This is a genomic window from Marinobacter sp. DUT-1 (genome assembly GCF_050379415.1).
Taxonomy (GTDB): Bacteria; Pseudomonadota; Gammaproteobacteria; order Pseudomonadales; family Oleiphilaceae; genus Marinobacter.
Genome location: NZ_JBNRLS010000001.1, coordinates 1,017,046 through 1,035,056, shown reverse-complemented (window position 1 = coordinate 1,035,056; position 18,011 = coordinate 1,017,046). Strand labels below are relative to the sequence as shown.

The 18,011-nt window shown below is 60.4% G+C and carries 16 protein-coding genes; 10 read left to right on the top strand and 6 right to left on the bottom strand.

Features of this window, described 5'->3' with window-relative positions:
• Positions 1–44 precede the first annotated feature (44 nt).
• Genes pstC through phoU form a run of 4 tightly spaced genes read left to right on the top strand, consistent with a single transcriptional unit; the run spans position 45 to position 4,355 of the window.
• Positions 45–1,433 carry a phosphate ABC transporter permease subunit PstC gene (gene pstC, locus ACQUTG_RS04760; RefSeq protein ID WP_428918274.1) on the top strand — a complete coding sequence of 463 codons (1,389 nt, stop codon included), beginning with the start codon at positions 45–47 and terminating at the stop codon, positions 1,431–1,433.
• Positions 1,426–2,700: a phosphate ABC transporter permease PstA gene (pstA, locus tag ACQUTG_RS04755; protein WP_428918273.1), complete on the top strand. Its 1,275-nt coding sequence runs from the start codon at positions 1,426–1,428 to the stop codon at positions 2,698–2,700. The genes pstC and pstA overlap by 8 nt, the downstream gene beginning before the upstream one ends.
• A gap of 11 nt (positions 2,701–2,711) precedes the next feature.
• A complete protein-coding gene (pstB, locus tag ACQUTG_RS04750) occupies positions 2,712–3,599 on the top strand; it encodes a phosphate ABC transporter ATP-binding protein PstB (protein WP_428918272.1) in 888 nt (295 codons plus the stop codon).
• 33 nt (positions 3,600–3,632) lie between these two features.
• Entirely contained in the window at positions 3,633–4,355 is a 723-nt protein-coding gene (phoU, locus tag ACQUTG_RS04745) for a phosphate signaling complex protein PhoU (RefSeq protein WP_372986243.1), read from the top strand.
• Positions 4,356–4,509: 154 nt separating this feature from the next.
• Here the strand turns inward: phoU and ACQUTG_RS04740 are convergent, their stop codons facing one another.
• From ACQUTG_RS04740 to mnmH, 5 genes are all read right to left on the bottom strand, one after another.
• A complete protein-coding gene (locus tag ACQUTG_RS04740) occupies positions 4,510–4,875 on the bottom strand; it encodes a histidine triad nucleotide-binding protein (RefSeq protein WP_428918271.1) in 366 nt (121 codons plus the stop codon).
• 33 nt (positions 4,876–4,908) lie between these two features.
• The gene (locus tag ACQUTG_RS04735; protein ID WP_428918270.1) at positions 4,909–6,204 is read right to left on the bottom strand and encodes an FAD-dependent monooxygenase; all 1,296 of its coding nucleotides are present in this window, start codon (positions 6,202–6,204) and stop codon (positions 4,909–4,911) included.
• A gap of 81 nt (positions 6,205–6,285) precedes the next feature.
• On the bottom strand, positions 6,286–6,840 hold the full coding sequence (locus tag ACQUTG_RS04730; protein ID WP_428918269.1) for an aminoacyl-tRNA deacylase: 555 nt from the start codon (positions 6,838–6,840) through the stop codon (positions 6,286–6,288).
• A gap of 169 nt (positions 6,841–7,009) precedes the next feature.
• A complete protein-coding gene (locus tag ACQUTG_RS04725) occupies positions 7,010–7,843 on the bottom strand; it encodes a mechanosensitive ion channel family protein (RefSeq protein ID WP_428918268.1) in 834 nt (277 codons plus the stop codon).
• A gap of 144 nt (positions 7,844–7,987) precedes the next feature.
• A complete protein-coding gene (gene mnmH, locus ACQUTG_RS04720) occupies positions 7,988–9,091 on the bottom strand; it encodes a tRNA 2-selenouridine(34) synthase MnmH (protein WP_428918267.1) in 1,104 nt (367 codons plus the stop codon).
• 133 nt (positions 9,092–9,224) lie between these two features.
• Here mnmH and ACQUTG_RS04715 point away from each other — a divergent pair, with 133 nt between their 5' ends.
• On the top strand, positions 9,225–9,884 hold the full coding sequence (locus tag ACQUTG_RS04715) for a 50S ribosomal protein L11 methyltransferase (protein WP_428918266.1): 660 nt from the start codon (positions 9,225–9,227) through the stop codon (positions 9,882–9,884).
• A 411-nt stretch (positions 9,885–10,295) separates the two neighbouring features.
• Here the strand turns inward: ACQUTG_RS04715 and ACQUTG_RS04710 are convergent, their stop codons facing one another.
• A complete protein-coding gene (locus tag ACQUTG_RS04710; RefSeq protein ID WP_428918265.1) occupies positions 10,296–10,700 on the bottom strand; it encodes a VanZ family protein in 405 nt (134 codons plus the stop codon).
• A gap of 97 nt (positions 10,701–10,797) precedes the next feature.
• Here ACQUTG_RS04710 and cysZ point away from each other — a divergent pair, with 97 nt between their 5' ends.
• The 5 genes from cysZ (at position 10,798) to ACQUTG_RS04685 (ending at position 17,964) form a co-directional block, all read left to right on the top strand.
• Positions 10,798–11,547: a sulfate transporter CysZ gene (cysZ, locus tag ACQUTG_RS04705; RefSeq protein WP_428918466.1), complete on the top strand. Its 750-nt coding sequence runs from the start codon at positions 10,798–10,800 to the stop codon at positions 11,545–11,547.
• 42 nt (positions 11,548–11,589) lie between these two features.
• On the top strand, positions 11,590–14,448 hold the full coding sequence (rapA, locus tag ACQUTG_RS04700) for an RNA polymerase-associated protein RapA (protein WP_428918264.1): 2,859 nt from the start codon (positions 11,590–11,592) through the stop codon (positions 14,446–14,448).
• Between the two features lie 154 nt (positions 14,449–14,602).
• Positions 14,603–17,053, top strand: a complete 2,451-nt coding sequence (locus tag ACQUTG_RS04695; protein WP_428918263.1) for an acyl-CoA dehydrogenase — start codon at positions 14,603–14,605, stop codon at positions 17,051–17,053.
• Between the two features lie 77 nt (positions 17,054–17,130).
• Positions 17,131–17,511 carry a fluoride efflux transporter CrcB gene (crcB, locus tag ACQUTG_RS04690; RefSeq protein WP_428918262.1) on the top strand — a complete coding sequence of 127 codons (381 nt, stop codon included), beginning with the start codon at positions 17,131–17,133 and terminating at the stop codon, positions 17,509–17,511.
• A 246-nt stretch (positions 17,512–17,757) separates the two neighbouring features.
• Complete coding sequence (locus ACQUTG_RS04685) at positions 17,758–17,964, top strand: cold-shock protein (protein WP_008172950.1); 207 nt, start codon at positions 17,758–17,760, stop codon at positions 17,962–17,964.
• Positions 17,965–18,011 lie beyond the last annotated feature (47 nt).

Sequence of the window (18,011 nt, the reverse complement as noted above, 5' to 3'; positions counted from 1 at the left end):
TCTTTACACTTGTTGCCTATTTGAAGCGTCAGACAGGATAATCCATGCAACCTGCCAATCTCCTTCTACTGACCCTGGTCCTGGCCGTCGTCGCATACGGTCTGGGCTATGCCCGGTCCCGGGCGCTGGCGATGCCCCTGGGCGGGATACGTCATCTCAAGTCCCTGCCATTCTATTATGGTGCCCGGGCAGCGCTATGGTGCGGCATCCCCGCGCTGGTCGTGCTGGCATTGTGGGCGGCATTCCAGGGTAAGGTCATTCAGATGCTGGTGATCGGCTCCCTGCCGCCGGAAATGATTCCCGCGGATGAAGGCAGTGCCAGTCTGCTTTTGAGCAAAATCAGCAACGTGGCCAGTGGTGCATTGCCTCCCGGGTTCGTTGAGGCGCCGATTGCAGAGGCGGCCGAGCGCTTGAAGGCGTTGCGGGACCAGAGTCGGCTGCTGATGACGGCCCTGGTGATTTCGGTGGCGGTGCTGGCCGGCTTTCTGGGCTGGCTGCGAATTCGGCCGAGGATCAACGCCCGGGAACAAGTGGAGTCCATTCTCAAGTGGGTATTCTTTGCCTGCGCCGCGCTGGCCATTCTTACGACTCTCGGCATCATCTTCTCGGTTGCTTTCGAGACTTTCCGGTTCTTTGAAAAGATCTCGTTTTTCGAGTTTTTCTTCGGTACCAGTTGGAGCCCCCAAACAGCTCTGAGGGCAGACCAGATCGCTGCCGAGGGTGCATTCGGCATGATTCCGCTGTTTACTGGCACTCTGCTGATTTCCGCGATTGCCATGGTAGTGGCGGTTCCGGTGGGGCTGCTCTCGGCCATTTACCTGTCAGAGTATGCCAACAAACGGGTGCGCAGCATCGTCAAGCCGCTCCTTGAGATGCTTGCTGGCATCCCCACCGTTGTTTATGGCTTCTTTGCAGCACTGACCGTGGCCCCGTTCATCAGTGATCTGGCAGCTTCCCTGGGTATTGAAGCGTCGTCCCAGAGCGCCCTGGCCGCCGGTGGGGTAATGGGCATCATGATCATTCCTTTCGTGTCCTCGCTCTCGGATGACGTGATCAATGCGGTGCCACAGTCCCTGCGGGATGGCTCCCTGGCCCTGGGTGCCACCCAGTCGGAAACCATGAAGAAGGTCATTTTCCCGGCGGCGCTGCCGGGCATCATGGGCGGCATTCTGCTGGCAGTGTCCCGTGCCATTGGCGAAACCATGATCGTGGTGATGGCAGCCGGCCTGGCGGCCAACCTGACCGCCAATCCCCTGGAAACCGTCACCACGGTGACCGTGCAGATCGTGACGTTGCTCACCGGTGACCAGGAATTCGACAGTGCCAAGACGCTGGCCGCCTTTGCCTTGGGCGCCATGCTGTTCCTGGCGACGCTGTTGCTTAATGTGGTTGCCCTGAAAATCGTACGCAAATATCGGGAACAGTATGACTGACCAACGCTCTCAGGCGGAGATCGTCCGCCAGTCCCTCAAGCGCCGCTATCGCAAGGAACGTCGGTTCCGGGCCTATGGCATCGCGGCAATCGCGGTAGCTCTCGCCGCCCTGGTGATCCTGTTTACCGACATCATCGGCAAGGGCTATACCGGGTTCATGAAGACGACCCTGACGATGGAAGTCCAGATTGATGGCGAAATGATGTACCTGGACGATGCCACCGACGAGCGCCAACTGAAAATGGCGGATTTCGTCGAGCCTCTCGTTCAGGCTTTGATCCGGGAGATTCCATCCGCAACGGAAACCGATCGGGATGCGGTGCGCGATCTCATCAATCCGTACGCCTCGGTGACGCTGAGGGATCGACTGAAGGAAAATCCGGAGTGGCTGAACACCACCCGGACCATGACGTTCCTGGCCCATACGGACGTGGATGTCTACGCCAAGCACGCTGGCGACGAGGCCTATTCCATCAAGCTGAGCGAACAGCAGCAGGCATGGGTGGATCAGTTGCAGGAAGACGGTGTGGTGGAGACCTCGTTCAACGATGTCTTTTTCCAGAACGGTGACTCCCGGGACCCTTCCAAAGCCGGTATTCTTGGCGCCGTGGTGGGTTCCCTGCTGACCATGTTCGTGACTCTGATCCTGTCGTTCCCGATCGGTGTGGCGGCAGCCATCTATCTGGAAGAGTTCGCGCCCCAGAACAAGCTCACCGATTTCATCGAGGTGAACATCAACAACCTGGCGGCGGTACCGTCCATTATCTTCGGCCTGCTGGGTCTGGCCGTATTTATCAACCTGTTCGGCATGCCCCGTTCGGTGCCGGTGGTGGGTGGTCTGGTGCTGACATTGATGACCCTGCCGACCATCATCATTTCGAGCCGGGCGGCGATCAAGAGTGTGCCGCCGTCGATTCGCGAGGCCGCAGAAGGCATCGGCGCTTCCAAGATGCAGGTAGTCCTGCACCACGTGTTGCCACTGGCCATGCCGGGAATGCTGACCGGCTCCATCATCGGCATGGCCCAGGCGCTGGGCGAGACCGCGCCGCTGCTGCTGATCGGCATGGTGGCGTTCATCGTGGATGTACCGGATGGCTTCTTTGACTCGGCCACGGTGCTGCCGGTGCAGGTCTTCCTGTGGGCGGGTAGTCCGGAACTGGCCTTTATCGAACGCGCGTCTGCAGCGATTATGGTGCTGCTGACCTTCCTGATCAGTATGAATGCATTGGCCATCTGGCTGCGTAAGCGTCTTGAGCGCCGGTGGTAAGGAGAATTTCCATGAATACCCTGAATACAACGGTAACCAGTGAAGCTGAAATGCCAGAAGAAAATGTTGTTCCTGTCCAGGAAGAGAAGCCGGCGGAAACCGTGATCGAGGAGGGCAAGACAGTGGGCCGTCCCTTCTCGGACGACGCCAAGTTCAAGCTACGCAATGTCGAGGTGTTCTACGGCCAGGACCGCGCTATCAAGAACATCAGCCTGGACATCGCCCGCAATGAGGTGATTGCCTTTATCGGCCCGTCCGGCTGCGGCAAGTCCACCTTCCTGCGCTGCCTGAACCGGATGAACGACAGTATTGATATCTGTCGGGTCAAGGGCTCGCTGCATCTGGATGACAATGACATCTACGATCCCAAGCGGGATGTGGTGGAGCTGCGTGCCCGGGTGGGTATGGTGTTCCAGAAACCCAACCCGTTTCCGAAATCGATCTACGACAACGTTGCCTATGGCCCCCGTATCCACGGCCTTGCCAACCGGAAGTCGGATCTGGACGAGATCGTCGAGAACAGCCTGCGTAAAGCGGGCCTGTGGGAAGAGGTCAAGGATCGCCTGGATGCCACCGCGACCGGTATGTCCGGTGGCCAGCAGCAGCGTCTCTGCATTGCCCGTGCCATTGCGGTCAGCCCGGAGGTTGTCCTGATGGACGAGCCTTGCTCGGCACTGGACCCCATCGCCACAGCCAAGGTCGAAGAGCTGATCGCCGAGCTGTCAGAGAGCTACACGATCGTGATCGTGACCCATTCCATGCAGCAGGCGGCCCGGGTGTCCCATCGCACGGCCTACTTCCATCTCGGCCATCTGGTGGAAGTGAACGAGACCAACAAGGTATTTACCTCGCCGGAACATGAACTGACCGAGTCCTACATCACCGGTCGCTTCGGCTGATTCCGGATCTGGGGAATTTTGGAGAAAGATAGTATGCCTACAAAGAAGGATGATGTTTACGGGGATCATATCTCCCACAAGTTCAATGACGAGCTCATGGAGCTCAAGACCGAATTCCTGAAAATGGGTGGTATGGTCGAAGCCCAGGTGGAGAATGCCATCCAGGCCCTGGTGGACGGCGACGGCCACCTTGCCGAGCAGATCCGCGCCAAGGACAAGCAAGTGGACAAGATGGAGATGGATCTGGATGAGGAAGCGACCCTGATCATCGCCCGTCGCCAGCCCACAGCCCGGGACCTGCGACTGGTCATATCCGTGATCAAGATGGTGGCCGACCTGGAGCGGGTCGGCGATGAAGCCAAGAAGATCGCCAAGCTCGCGATCAAGCTTTCCGAGGAGGGCCAGGCGCCGCGGGGCTACGTGGAGGTGCGTCACATCGGCACCCATGTCCTCGGCATGCTGCACGACTCCCTGGATGCCTTCGCCCGGCTTGATTCCGAGCAGGCGCTGCGCATCATGAAGGAAGACAAGCGCGTGGATGAAGAGTACCAGGCTGCGGCCCGGACTCTGCTGACCTTCATGATGGAAGACACCCGTAACATCTCGCGCTGCATGTCCGTGATGTGGGTGCTACGAGCCCTCGAGCGGGTAGGGGATCACGCCTGCAACATCGCCGAGAACGTGATCTTCATGGTCAAGGGCGAGGACGTGCGCCACACGCCGGTGGAAGAAGCCGAGCGGGTGGTTGGTCGCTGACTCGGGGTTTGCTCCCAGGTCGGGGTCAGATGAAGGCCTTCATCTGACCCCTTTTTCATGCTCAAGCCTCGGGATTTGCCGCCAGGTTGGGGTCAGAAGAAAGCCTTCTTCTGACCCCGTCTTCACGCTTCTTACCCCGGCTTCATGTCACCCCTCAGGCCTGCTTCATCTTATCGGTATACGGCGGCCAGCCAAACGGCTTGCCGGCCAGCAGGTGCAGGTGGATATGGAACACCGTCTGCCCGGCATTCTCCCCGCAGTTCATAACCGTCCGGTAGCCATCCTCGGCAAAGCCCATTTCCTTGGCCAGCTTGCCGGCCACGTAATACAGGTGCCCTACCAGTTCCCGATCACCTTCCTCGATGTCATTGATGGAGGCAATCGCCTTCTTCGGGATTACCAGCAGGTGCACCGGCGCCTGGGGGTTGATGTCTTTGAACGCCAGGCTGATGTCGTCTTCGTACACGATGTCCGCGGGGATTTCGCGGTTGATGATCTTGGAGAAAATCGTCTCTGCCATGGTGACTCCTTGTTTGTTTTCAGTAGTGATCGTTTAAAGCTGGCCCAGGCCCGGTAGCCGTTCGGTAAGCTGCTTGAGGACCGCTGGCAACTGGTCGTCTATGCCCATGGCGTAACGGGCGACCCGATTGCGGGCAAAGGGCAGGGCGCGGGCAGTGCCCAGGCCCAGGTTGCGCAGCAGGTGGACCGGTGGAATACGATTGCTGAACAGATGGTAGAACAGATCCATGGTCATCATCATCCGCCGGTTGGCTGGGCGGCGTTCCTGCTCGTAGCGGGCGAGCCAGTGCGGATTGGCGGGATCACCATCGGCACGGACCGCTTCCCGAATCATGGCCTGGAGGCTCTGGGCGTCCTGGAATCCGAGGTTCACGCCCTGACCTGCCAGCGGGTTGATGGTATGGGCTGCATCGCCCGCCAGAACCTTTCTCCCGGAAAAATAATGCTTGGCGTGCTGACGGGCAATGGGAAAGCTGGCCCGCGCATCAATGTGGGTCAGTAGCGGCAGATCTTCGGGGAAAGCACTCTGGATCTCGGCCCTCAGGGCCTCGTCGTCCAGGCTTTTCAGGTGTGCCAGCTGCTCGGGTGAATCGTACCAGACCAGTGACGCCCAGCTCTCCCCGGGGAAGGCCTCACCGGCACTGTGCAGTGGCAGGAAGGCCCGGGGCCCGGATGGGTAGAAGCCCTGCCAGGTGATGTCCTCCACTGTACCTCGATAACGCACCGAAATGACCATGGCTTGCTGGCCGTACTGGTCCCGGGTGACACCGATCCCGGCCATATCACGGATGCGGGACTGGGCACCATCGGCACCGATCACCAGTCTGGCGCTCAGCATCTGGCCATCTTCCAGTGTGATAGTCGCCTGTTCCTCATCCTGGGTCACACTGGCAACACCGGAGCCCGCCAGGATGGTCACGCCCGGCTCGCCCCTGGCAGCCTGCCAGAGCGCTTGCTGAGTGACGGAATTTTCCACGATATGCCCCAGGTGCGGAGCACCCAGATCCATGGCGTCGAAGGTTACTTCCGTCAACCGGCGAGGCACCAGTCTGCTGAGGGGGTGCGGGGTTTCGTCCCAGACCGCCAGGCGACGGTAGGGTGTGGCTCGCATGTCCAGAATGCGGGACCAGGCGCCCAGGCTGTCCAGGTAGCGTTCGCTACCAACACTCAGGGCCGATACGCGGATATCGGGGGCTGTTCGGGGGGTGAATTCGGGCGCGGAAGCCCGGTCGATCATGGCGACCGAAAGGCCCTCCCGGCCGAGTCCGGTGGCAAGTGCAGCACCGACCATGCCGGCGCCGACAATGACAATATCAAATGCTTGAGTCATAGCGGGTTCCTGTCTGATGCCGTCAGTTTACGCGATGGAGGCATTCAGACAAGCGACCCGGATCAACCCGGGGTCGGGTTGTCAGTAGCCGGCGGCTCCGGACACCCGTTTTTCATCCAGCTCACGGTGCCGGCGGCGTTTCACCAGCCAGGCTGGTTTGCGGGCGCCGGGTTTTACGAAGCCCTGGTTCAGTACCATCGGCTGAACCATATTCAGGAAGTCCGAGGTCTTCATATGCACTGATTCGGTATGGCTGCCGGCTGCGAAGGCCAGCTCTGGCTGTTCCGTCAGGGATTCGGCGCAATAGACGGTCATGCCGAACAGGTTGCCAAACGGTGGCATGGCACCCACTTCGCAGTCCGGGAAGCGATCCTGGAATTCCTGTTCATCGGCCAGGTCGACAAAATCGGTATCGAGAATCTGTGACAGGCGGTCCCAGCGGATACGCCAGGTGGCGGGCATCACCAGCATGGCCATCTTGCCATCGAGCTCGATGATGACGGTCTTGACGACGCGGTCGCCTGCGATCTTGACGTGGTGGGCCAGTTCCTGGGCCGTGAACGCCGGGGGGTGAGACAGGCACATGTATTCCACACCTGCCTGGTCGAGGTAATCCTTCAACTGCTGTACCGGCATAGCGACAACCTCCTACCAGCAATGACAGCGTCCCGGAGCCGTTGAACGTTGAGGAACCTGGCTCCGCCGGGGTTCGGCAAGGTGCCGCTTCAACACCTTGCCTTTACTGCTCATCTTAGTTGAGGTTACGCAGTTTGCGAGTAACCGGATGTATCAATTGCGATACGGTTCACTCGGTTTTATAAAGATGAACGTCGCGCTGGGGGAACGGAATGCTGATGCCCTCCGCGTCGAAGGCCTTCTTGACGTTCTCCTGCATATCCCAGTAATACGGCCACAAGTCGTCGGTCTTCACCCATACCCGGAACATCAGATCAACCGAGCTCTCGCCGAGGCCTGCAACACAGATGCGGGGAGCTGGCTCGACCAGGCTGCGCTCGTCCTCTTCCATCAACCGTTTCAGGATGGATTTGGCCTTATCGATGTCATCGCCATAACCAATTCCGAACGTCATATCACACCGGCGCTTATCATAGATGCTGACATTGACAAGGGTGGCATTGGACAGGCTGCCATTCGGGATGACGATTCGGCGGTTATCGAACGTGTTGACGATGGTGTAGAGGATACTGATTTCATCAACGGCGCCCAGGTAACCCTCGGCTTCAATGGTGTCACCCACCTTGAAGGGCTTGAAAATAAGGATCAGTACACCACCGGCAAAGTTAGCCAGGCTCCCCTGAAGGGCCAGGCCGACCGCCAGACCGGCAGCACCGATAACGGCGATGAAGGACGTGGTGGCAATGCCCACCATGGAAGCCACGGAGATCAGCAGAAGGATCTTGAGGATTGCCCCGATCAGCCCGCAGAGGAACTTGTTGAGGGTGGGATCTTTCTGGCCGAGCTTGTTATCAAGAATCGCTATGAACTTGTTGATCAACCACATGCCGATCACCAGGGTGATGATCGCCAGCACCACCTTGGGGGCATACGTCATCACCAGGGCCAGTGCCTGGTCGAGCAGTTCGGATGCGCGCCCGTTGGCGCCAATGAGGTCTTCCATCAAGGGACTCCTTGTTCCTTAGAGTTTTTCAGAGTGAGTTCAGGCTTCGAAAAAAGCTGATAAAACCGGTACCTTCCAGCGTTGGTTATAGCAGACATTTTCGTCAGGCGTATAACAGCTAGAGGGTCCGGTGGGTCTGGTGTTTTACGCAGACCGCGCCAGGCTGGCTTGCTCGATGATGACCTCGGGGCCTCCACGGACAAGAATCCGCCCCTCTTTCTGGCTGAGTTGGTAATCGTACATGGGGTCGTAATAGTCGGTCAGGAGCGCTTCGATCCAGGCATCGTGGCCGTGCAGGTCGCCTTGCTGCTCCTGGGTCGAAAGGGCGGTTTCCATCAGAGCCCGGAGTTGCTTGTGGCGCTCGCCGCCGAGGCGTTTGCGGATGCGGTCCATGGCGGACAACAGGTAGTCGCGGAAGTTCAGCCAGCCCGCCGCTTCGCCGTCCCGGGCTACGTAGTCGGCATGCATGTCTTCCACATAGTCCTTGCGGATGATGGCGATACGCTCTTCCATCGGCTGTTCCAGAACCAGGAGGGGCGCGCTGGCCATACGTTCCCGCAGGCTTTCCGGCAGCGCACAGCGGCCGATGAGGCGGCTCTCGTCCTCCAGGTAAATCGGTCCGCCGATCAGGTGGTGGGCCCTGAGCATGGCCACCGACAGGCGGTTTTCGAAATCGATCTGGGAAGGCTGGGGTGTGACCCGGCGGCCGAAACTCGAGCCACGATGGTTGGCCAGACCCTCGAGATCCACCGGGTTGGGCAGTTGGTGCAACACCCGGGTCTTGCCGGTACCGGTACGCCCGCTCAGCACCCGGAACTCGCTCTTTTCGATCAGTTCCTCGAGGCTGTCGATCAGGAACCGGCGGAGGGCCTTGTAGCCGCCCTTGACCAGTGGGTAGTCGATGCCTGATTCCTTAATCCATTGCTGGGTCAGGCGCGAGCGTAATCCGCCACGGAAACAGAACAGGTAACCGTCCGGATGGCGGGCAACAAACCGTTTCCAGGCCTCGATGCGCTGGGCCTTGATATCGCCGGAGACCAGCTGGTGGCCCAGTTCAATGGCCTTGTCCTGGCCCTTTTCCTTGTAGCAGATCCCGACCCGGTGCCGTTCCTCATCGTTCATCAGTGGGGCATTCTCGGCACTGGGAAAGCTGCCCCTGGCAAACTCCACCGGTGCCCGGACATCCATCAGCGGCACGTCGTTGAGGAATAGGGACAGGTAGTCGTCGGTGTCGGATCGGGTCGCCATTTCACGGACCTGGAGGTTGAAAATGTGAGGCGAGAGTATAACGGATCCGGTGTCTTTCTGCCCATTGGGCGCTGCCGCTGGACCTTCGGGCGGGTACAATACCCGACCTTTTGGATCCGGAACTGGAGGGAGGATGTCACCGGAACGGTTGAACGAACACTTGCGCAAGACCCTGAGCCGGGGCCGGGTGGCAGAGACCCGGCCCGCGGGCTGCCCGGAAATTTCCCTGTGCCTGTTTGACCCGGCGGTGCTGGAGGGCCCCCTGTCCCATGACGAAGCCCAGGCGGTGGTGGCGGAGCCGGCCTACTGGTCGTTCTGCTGGGCCAGTGGTCAGGTACTGGCGCAATGGATCCTCGAACATCCTGATGTTGTCCGGGGCAAGGTGGTGCTGGACTTCGGGACCGGGTCGGGTGTGGTCGCTGTGGCGGCCGCACTGGCCGGTGCGTCGCGGGTGATCGCTTGTGACCTGGATCCGGCGGCCCTGGACGCCGCGGGGGCCAACGCAGCTCTCAACGGTGTGACCCTGGAGTATTGCGATGATTGGAACCGGCGCCCCGAGGGCATCGATCTGGTGACCGCGGCAGACGTACTCTATGACCCGGAAAACCGCCCTTTGCTGGAGGTATTTCTGGCCGCGGCGTCAGAGGTCTTGCTGGCGGATTCCCGGGTCAGGGATCTTGGTAATGACTGTTATGAAAAACAGGCAGTGATCGAAGCCAGAACCTGGCCGGATCTCAACGAATTCGAGGAATTCAACAGGGTGAGGATCTATCGGGCAAAAGCCGGGGGCTGAAAAAATAAAGGGTGACCATTTGGCCACCCTTTCGGAACAGGTCGGCGCGTCCATGCGCTGGGGCAACTGCCTTGTTGCTGGTCCCTGGTCTCCGCTCCCTGGCGCCAGCATCCTAGCCGGCTTTCCGGTTAATTTTCCCTTAAGCGAGGCGTCCCTGTGTCCTTGCCTCTCCCCGCGCTCCGTGCCGGGGTGCATCCAATGCGTCGTCCACTTCCTTGTCATCCCTGACGAAATCACTATAGCAAGGGAGCGTTGACAAACGTGTGACGGGGGCGGGTATTACCTTTTGAATGCTGTATCACATTCTGGCTGTTTCAATCAGATCAATGGGTTAGCTTGAAATGAAGCGCGTTAACCGATGCCCTCGCACTCATTGATGCTGAAAGCTCGCACAGCAATGTAGGAAATATCTCACAATGAATCGGGCGAATCTCTTAAGTCCAGCTTTCCGGCCCTGGGCAGCCCCGGCCAGGGCAGCAGGCCAATAGCGATACCGACGCCATCGGCAAGCAGGTCTTTCAGGGAAAAATCCCGGTAGGGCAGGGTCGCCTGCACCAGTTCAATGGCCAGGCCGAACAGCAACAGTGCCGGCACGTACCAGAGTGCCCGCAGTTCCGGCCAGGCCAAACGGGTCAGGATGGTCAACTCCAGGAAGGCGATCAGGTGGTTGATCTTGTCGCTGGGGGTGGACGGCATGGGGTAGCGGGTGTCCATGGTGGCCAGAACCACGATGGCGATGAGGGACGCCGCCAGCGCTACCCGCCAGAGTGTCCGGTTTTGAAGCAGAGCCAGACCGTGTTGTTTGAATGATGCCATGGGGAGTTTCCGAGGGTCCTTCCGGGCTGTGGGATGTTTGCCAACATGATATGCTTTGCGCCCCGTCACTGTCATTGAAGCGGAGGATCAGCCAGCCATGCTCAAGGGTAACTTTTTTCGCGGACTGGGTTACCTGGGGGAGGGTTTCCGCCTGATTCGACAGCCCGGCCTGCGCCTGTTCGTCGTCATTCCCATTGTCATCAACATCTTCCTGTTCGGAATCCTGTTCTATTTCATGGCCGAGGGCTTTGCTGCGCTGATTGCCATGGCCATGGGTTTCCTGCCGGACTGGACCTGGTTGCAGGCCCTCGACTGGCTGTTCTGGATCCTGTACGGCGCGGTGATCCTGCTGATGCTGGCCTACGGGTTCGTCATTGTCGCCAATCTGATCGGTTCCCCGTTCTACGGTTACCTGGCGGAGCTTACCGAGAAGCATCTCACCGGCCAGGAAATCAATACCGATGACAGCTGGGCGGTAATCATCAAGGACATTCCCCGTGCCCTTTGGCGGGAGGTCCAGAAAATCCTGTACTACCTGCCCCGCGCTATCGGCCTGTTCATCATCGGGCTTATTCCCGTGGTCAACCTGGCGGCGGCGGTGCTGTGGTTCCTGTTCAACTGCTGGATGATGGCCCTGCAATACGTGGATTTCCCGGCGGATAACCACAAGGTCAGTTTTCCGGCACTGCGCCGGCTATTGGGTGATACCCGGCTCTCGGCCCTGGGGTTCGGGTTGCCCGTTGCGCTGGCGGCAATGGTGCCGGTACTGAATCTGGTGGTGGTGCCTGCGGCGGTTTGCGGCGCGACTGCTTACTGGGTGCGGGAAAACGGCTCAGCTCTCAAATAAGTTCTGCAAAAATTCTGCACGTAATATCGGTTTGGAGGCTTCTTGGAAACATCGGATTTTGTCATTGGTCAGCGCTGGGTCAGTCACAGCGACACCGGGCTGGGTCTGGGGATCGTCACGGATATCTCCGGGCGTCGGGTCACCCTGGGTTTTCCGGCCGCGGACGAGGAGCGTACCTATGCCATCGACAACGCGCCACTGTCCCGCATCGTGTTCCAGATCGGCGAGGACATAGAGACCTTTGACGGCGACCGTTACATCGTCCGGGCCGTGGAAGATATCGGCGGTGTGCTTATGTACCACGCCGATGACGGTGAGAATATCCACCAGATCTCCGAAGTGAAGCTGGCCGGCTCGGTCAATTTCTCGGCCCCGCACCAACGTCTGTTTGCCGGCCAGTTTGACCGTAACGGAGCGTTCCGGTTGCGTTATGCCACCGTGCAACACCAGGATCGTCTGCGGGCTTCGCCTGCCCAGGGTCTGATCGGTGCCCGGACCCAGCACCTGCCACACCAGATCTACATTGCCCAGGAAGTGGCCCGGCGCCACGCGCCGAGGGTCCTGCTGGCGGATGAGGTCGGCCTGGGCAAGACCATTGAGGCCGGCCTGATCCTGCATTACCAGTTACACACCGGTCGCGCCAAGCGGGCGCTGATCGTGGTGCCGGATTCCCTGATTCACCAGTGGCTGGTGGAAATGCTGCGCCGGTTCAACCTGCGCTTTTCCATCATCGACCAGGAGCGTTATGACGCTCTCAAGGACGATGAGGATGACATTGACGCCCTGGTGAATCACATCTTCGGCGACGAAAATTCGGAAAATCCGTTCGAGACCGATCAGTTGGTCCTGTGCAGCCTCGATTTCCTGACCAACAACGCCAGCGCCCGCGAGGATGCCCTGGCCGCCGGCTGGGATCTGATGATCGTCGACGAGGCCCATCACCTGGCCTGGGCGCCGGAAGCGGCGAGCCCGGAATACGAGGTGGTGGAATCCCTGTCGGCCCGGACCCGGGGGTTGCTGCTGCTTACCGCCACACCGGAGCAGGTGGGCGTTGCCAGCCACTTTGCCCGGTTGCGGTTGCTGGATCCGGCCCGTTTCCACGATCTGGAGACATTCCGGGAAGAGGAATCCCAGTACGAAAGCATCAACCAGGTGGTGCGTCGCCTGCAGCAAGATGAGGCGATCAGTGATGCCGACCGTGAGGCCCTCCGCGGCTGGCTCGGCGATGAACTGGACCAGCTGGAGCAGGAAAGCGATGCCCGGCAGGCGATCATCGACGCGTTGCTCGACCGCCACGGCACCGGCCGGATCCTGTTCCGCAATACCCGTGCGGCGATCCGGGGCTTTCCCGAACGCCAGCCGGAGCCGGTCCAACTGCCATGCCCGGAACTCTATGACGGCCTCGATGTGGGCCTGGAGGGCCTGAGTCCCGAGCACGGCCGGGCCGAGGAGCGCTGGCTGGCCGAGGATCCCCGGGTCGCCTGGCTGGAGAAGACCCTGCTGGGCCTACGTCCGGCCAAGGTGGTAGTGATCTGCGCCCATGCCGAGACAGCCATGGCGCTGGAGCATTATCTGCAGCTGCGCGCCGGTATTCGCAGCGCGGCCTTCCATGAGCACCTGAGCCTGGTGGAACGGGATCGGGCGGCGGCCTATTTCGCCGACAGCGAGCAGGGCGCCCAGGCCCTGATCTGCTCCGAAATCGGCAGCGAGGGCCGGAATTTCCAGTTTGCCCATCACCTGGTGCTGTTCGACCTGCCCGCCAACCCGGACCTGCTGGAGCAGCGCATCGGCCGGCTGGACCGCATTGGCCAGACCGACGCCATCCGGATTCACATCCCGTACCTGGAGGGTACTAGCCAGGAGGTCCAGTATCGCTGGTTCCATGAGGGACTGAATGCCTTTGCCGAGAGCTGCGCCGTTGGCGTGGCCGTGCAGGAGGCGGTGCAGGACCGCTGGCAGCAGGCCATCGATGGCGACACCGGTGTGCTGGACGAACTGACCGAAACCTCTGCCCATGAAACCGCGCGGCTCAAGACCATGTTGCAGAACGGGCGGGACGCCCTGATCGAACTGAATTCCTGTCGCCGGGACGTGGCCGAGGAGCTGATCGGCCGGATCGAGGAGGAAGAGGCTTCCGCCCAGGTCCGGGATTACATGATCGAAGCCTTCGACATCCTTGGCGTGGACGTGGAAGACCATGGCGAGCACTCGGATGTGCTCAGGCCCGGTGAGCATTACCACGCCGGGCATGTCACCGACCTGCCGGAGGACGGCCTGACCGTGACCTGGAGCCGGGAACAGGCCCTGGAACGGGAAGACCTTGCCTTTATGAGCTGGGAGCACCCGATGGTGACCGGCGTGATGGATTCGGTGACCAGCTCAGGGCTCGGCAAGGCGGCACTGGCCAGCCTCTCGGTAAAAGCTTTGCCACCGGGGACGTTGCTGATGGAGGCCCTGTTCACCGTGCATTGCCCGGCGCCGGAGTCGTTACAACTGACCCGTTACCTGCCGGTATCGCCCCTGCGGCTGCTGGTGGACGTCAATGGCAAGGAGCTGTCTGCCGCCTTGCCCCACGACCGGCTGAATGAGCTGTGCTCCAACATCCGCCGCCGCACCGCACAGGCGATCGTGCCCCAGATCCGGCCCCAGGTAGAGACCATGGTGGATCACGCCGAGCGCCTGTCAGAACCCCATCTGGAGCCCTTGAAGGAGAAAGCTCTGGCCGGTGTCGAGGCCGTGTTCGGCCCGGAAATCCGTCGGCTTGAGGCTCTGCAGAAGGTCAACCCGGCCATCCGGGATGAGGAGATCGACTATTTCCGCAACCAGCTGGCGGCGGCCCGGGAGGCGGTTAGCCATGCCAGCCTGGCCCTGGAAGGGATCCGCGTGATTGTGACCGCCTGATGGCGGTAACCCCCTGACTGAGAAGCAATTGCTGGCCAGCCCTCATCTGATGAGGTACCGTGAACGTAACACAGTGTAGTCTTGGTGCTCCGGGGCCGGCTGGCAGCCGTCAGCCGCCGGAGTTCTCGCAATCCATGGAGGACAGAGAAAACCTATGATGACTTTCATTCTGTTTGTGGTAGCGCTGGCGGGTCTGCTGATCGTCATGCGCCGTGAGGCGGGGGCCAAACCCGCCATCGGTGTGATGGTGGTGGTCGGCTTCCTGTCGTGGATCTTTGCCTCCGGCTGGCTGGCACTGGTACTGTTTCTCGGTGCCGCTGCCACGGCCGCAGCCGGCTTGCCGGGCTTCCGCCAGGGTTGGCTGACCCCCCGCATCTTCGCCATGTTCAAGAAGGTGGCGCCCAAGGTGTCCGATACCGAAAAGGTAGCCCTGGAGGCCGGCACCGTCGGTTGGGACGGGGAGCTGTTCACCGGCCGCCCGGACTGGCACAGCCTGCTGATCAACCGCAACAACGGCCTGAGCGAGGAAGAGCAGGCCTTCGTGGACAGCCAGTGCACCCATGCCATCTCCATGTGCAACTCCTGGGATATCGCGGTGGAGCGGGCTGACCTCCCGAAAGAACTCTGGGACTTCCTGAAGAAAGAGAAGTTCTTCGGCATGATCATTCCCAAGGAATACGGTGGCCTGGAGTTCTCTGCCAAGGCGCAGACCGCGGTACTGCAGAAACTGGCGGCGAACGAGATGCTGATGGTCACCGTCGGCGTGCCGAATTCCCTCGGCCCCGGCGAGTTGCTGGTCAAGTACGGCACCGAAGAACAGAAAAAGTACTACCTGCCGCGCCTGGCCGATGGCCGGGAGATTCCCTGCTTCGGCCTGACCGGCCCGCGCGCGGGTTCGGACGCCACCTCGCTGCCGGATACCGGCATCGTCTGTAAGCAGGAAGTGGACGGTAAGGAAGTGCTGGGTATCCGCCTCAACTTCGAGAAACGCTGGATTACCCTGGCACCGGTGGCGACCGTCGTCGGCCTGGCCTTCCGAATGTTTGATCCGGATGGTCTGCTCGGCGACACCGAAGACTACGGCATTACCTGTGCCCTGATTCCCCGGGACACCAAAGGCATGGAAATCGGCCGTCGCCACTGCCCGATCGGTACGCCATTCCTGAATGGCCCGATCCGTGGCAAGGATGTCTTCATCCCGCTGGACTACATCATCGGTGGCCAGAAGATGGCCGGTGAGGGCTGGCGCATGCTCGTTGAGTGCCTGTCGGTCGGTCGCTGCATTACCCTGCCGTCAGGCGCAGCGGGCGCTGCGGCCTATTCGGTGGGGACTGCCGGTGGCTTCACCCGTATCCGCCGGCAGTTCAACACTCCGGTGGCCGAGATGGAAGGCGTGCAGGAGCCCCTGGCCCGCATCGCTGCCAAGACCTACATCGCCCAGGCCGCGGTGAATCACACCGCCAACATGATCGACAACGGCCAGAAACCGGCGGTGCCGTCGGCGATTCTGAAATACCACCTAACCGAGTTCCAGCGCGGCATCCTCACCGACGCCATGGATGTCCACGGTGGCAAGACCGTCACCCTGGGGCCCCGCAATTACCTGGGCATCGGCTACAGCGGCGCCGCGGTGTCGATCACCGTGGAAGGCGCCAACATCATGACCCGCAGCCTGATGATCTTCGGCCAGGGCGCGATCCGTTGCCATCCCTACGTTCTCGAGGAACTGGCGGCCAAGGACAACGACGACATCCGGGCCTTTGACAAGGCGTTTTTCGGCCACGCCGGCCTGATCTTCGGCAACGCGTCCAGGGCCTTTACCCAGGCGCTGGGCCTGGGCCGTGCCGATGTGCCTTTTGACAGCTCCAGCCGTCGCTACGCCCAGGCGGTGGCCCGGTTCAGCGCCGCGTTTGGTCTGTGCGCCGATGCCGCCATGACCACCCTCGGCAGTGAGCTGAAGATGCGTGAGCTGATATCTGCCCGGCTGGGGGACATGCTGTCCAACCTGTACCTGGCGTCCATGGTGCTGAAAAACTGGCACGAGACCCAGCCGGTCGAAGGCGAGCGGGAGGTGATGGAATACAGCCTGGAGCTACTTCTCAATCGCACCGAGAACGCCCTGGATGAATTCCTGCAGAACCTGCCGAACCGGTCGGTGGCGCTGGCGCTCCGGGCAATCACCATGCCCCTGGGGCGTCGCTGGGATGCGCCCCACGACAGCCTGGCCCGCAAGCTGGCCAGAGCCATCTCCACCGATACCCCGATCCGCCACAAGCTGCTGGCCAGTATCTGGAGCACCGACGGTGAGGGTACGGTCGAGAACCCGGTGGCCCGCTATAACGGTCTGCTGAAGGATTACGACAAAGCCGAGCAGCTTTACCGCAAGGCAACCAAGGCGTATGCCAAGGGTGAGCTGCCGATGACGGCGTTGCATCCCGAGGAGCGCTTTGAGGCAGCTCTCAAGGCAGGCATCTATACCAAGGAAGAAGCGGACTTCATGCGGCAGTACGAGGAGGTTGTGCTGGAAATGCTGACCGTGGACGATTTCCCGTTCGATGCCTTTGCCCGCAACCAGGAAACCGTGATCGACCACAATCCGGCTTGATCATCGCCGGATATTCCGTAGTGTAATGGAAGGCGCCCCGTCGGGCGCCTTCTGTGTTAGGGGTGGAGTTTACTGGCATGTGGCTATCGGTTCTGGCGGTAAGTATGGGTGCGGTGATCGGTGCCAACCTGAGGTGGGCACTGGGGCTCTGGCTCAACACCACCTACCATGCCATTCCCTATGGGACCCTGATCGCCAATCTCGGTGGGGGGTGGCTGATTGGCCTGCTCATGGGGTACTTCACCCATGGCACGTCGCTATCGCCCGAGTGGCGCCTGTTTGCCATCACCGGCCTGTGCGGGGCCCTGACCACCTTCTCCACGTTTTCCCTGGAAATGTTTGCGGCGCTCCAGGAGGGGAAGTGGGGCATGGCGATGGCCGGCATTCTCGCCCACGTAGTGGGCTCTATCCTGATGACCGCCCTCGGTTTTTACACCTTTTCCCTGATCAGGGGATGACTCCCTGGCGGTGGGTATCTTTACCTACATAAATCTTTGAAATTTCGCTTGGCATTCCCGGGATTCCCGCGTAGAGTTGGATCTCAAGGAAAGAGTCAGTAAAGCGTTTCATGAATAAGACGTACCTGTAGTCAGTAGTGCCGTCCTGTTTTTGATTAAGCGAGTTCTGTATTTCCGCAAACGCTGACCGAGCGCCGCTGTGGTGTGAGGCAGTAGAGTAAATGATTGATTTCAGGAAGTTTAAGTATGTCTACTACTACCGGTACTGTTAAGTTCTTCAACGAAGCTAAAGGCTTTGGCTTTATCACTCGTGAAGGCGGCCCGGACGTATTCGTTCACTACAGCGCCATCCAAGGCTCTGGTTTCAAGACCCTGGCTGAAGGCCAGCAGGTCGAGTTCACCGTAACTCAGGGCCAGAAGGGTCCTCAGGCGGAGAACGTTGTTGCTCTGTAATCCTTGACGGATTCAGCAACACGCAAAAAAGGCAGCTTCGGCTGCCT

Coding starts and splice junctions, on each gene's coding strand:
- ACQUTG_RS04715 (WP_428918266.1), top strand. CDS start 9,225: ATGTCACCGGAACGGTTGAACGAACACTTGCGCAAGACCCTGAGCCGG.
- ACQUTG_RS04735 (WP_428918270.1), bottom strand. CDS start 6,204: ATGACTCAAGCATTTGATATTGTCATTGTCGGCGCCGGCATGGTCGGT.
- cysZ (WP_428918466.1), top strand. CDS start 10,798: ATGCTCAAGGGTAACTTTTTTCGCGGACTGGGTTACCTGGGGGAGGGT.
- ACQUTG_RS04725 (WP_428918268.1), bottom strand. CDS start 7,843: ATGGAAGACCTCATTGGCGCCAACGGGCGCGCATCCGAACTGCTCGAC.
- phoU (WP_372986243.1), top strand. CDS start 3,633: ATGCCTACAAAGAAGGATGATGTTTACGGGGATCATATCTCCCACAAG.
- crcB (WP_428918262.1), top strand. CDS start 17,131: ATGTGGCTATCGGTTCTGGCGGTAAGTATGGGTGCGGTGATCGGTGCC.
- ACQUTG_RS04685 (WP_008172950.1), top strand. CDS start 17,758: ATGTCTACTACTACCGGTACTGTTAAGTTCTTCAACGAAGCTAAAGGC.
- ACQUTG_RS04695 (WP_428918263.1), top strand. CDS start 14,603: ATGATGACTTTCATTCTGTTTGTGGTAGCGCTGGCGGGTCTGCTGATC.
- pstB (WP_428918272.1), top strand. CDS start 2,712: ATGAATACCCTGAATACAACGGTAACCAGTGAAGCTGAAATGCCAGAA.
- pstC (WP_428918274.1), top strand. CDS start 45: ATGCAACCTGCCAATCTCCTTCTACTGACCCTGGTCCTGGCCGTCGTC.
- ACQUTG_RS04730 (WP_428918269.1), bottom strand. CDS start 6,840: ATGCCGGTACAGCAGTTGAAGGATTACCTCGACCAGGCAGGTGTGGAA.
- ACQUTG_RS04740 (WP_428918271.1), bottom strand. CDS start 4,875: ATGGCAGAGACGATTTTCTCCAAGATCATCAACCGCGAAATCCCCGCG.
- ACQUTG_RS04710 (WP_428918265.1), bottom strand. CDS start 10,700: ATGGCATCATTCAAACAACACGGTCTGGCTCTGCTTCAAAACCGGACA.
- pstA (WP_428918273.1), top strand. CDS start 1,426: ATGACTGACCAACGCTCTCAGGCGGAGATCGTCCGCCAGTCCCTCAAG.
- mnmH (WP_428918267.1), bottom strand. CDS start 9,091: ATGGCGACCCGATCCGACACCGACGACTACCTGTCCCTATTCCTCAAC.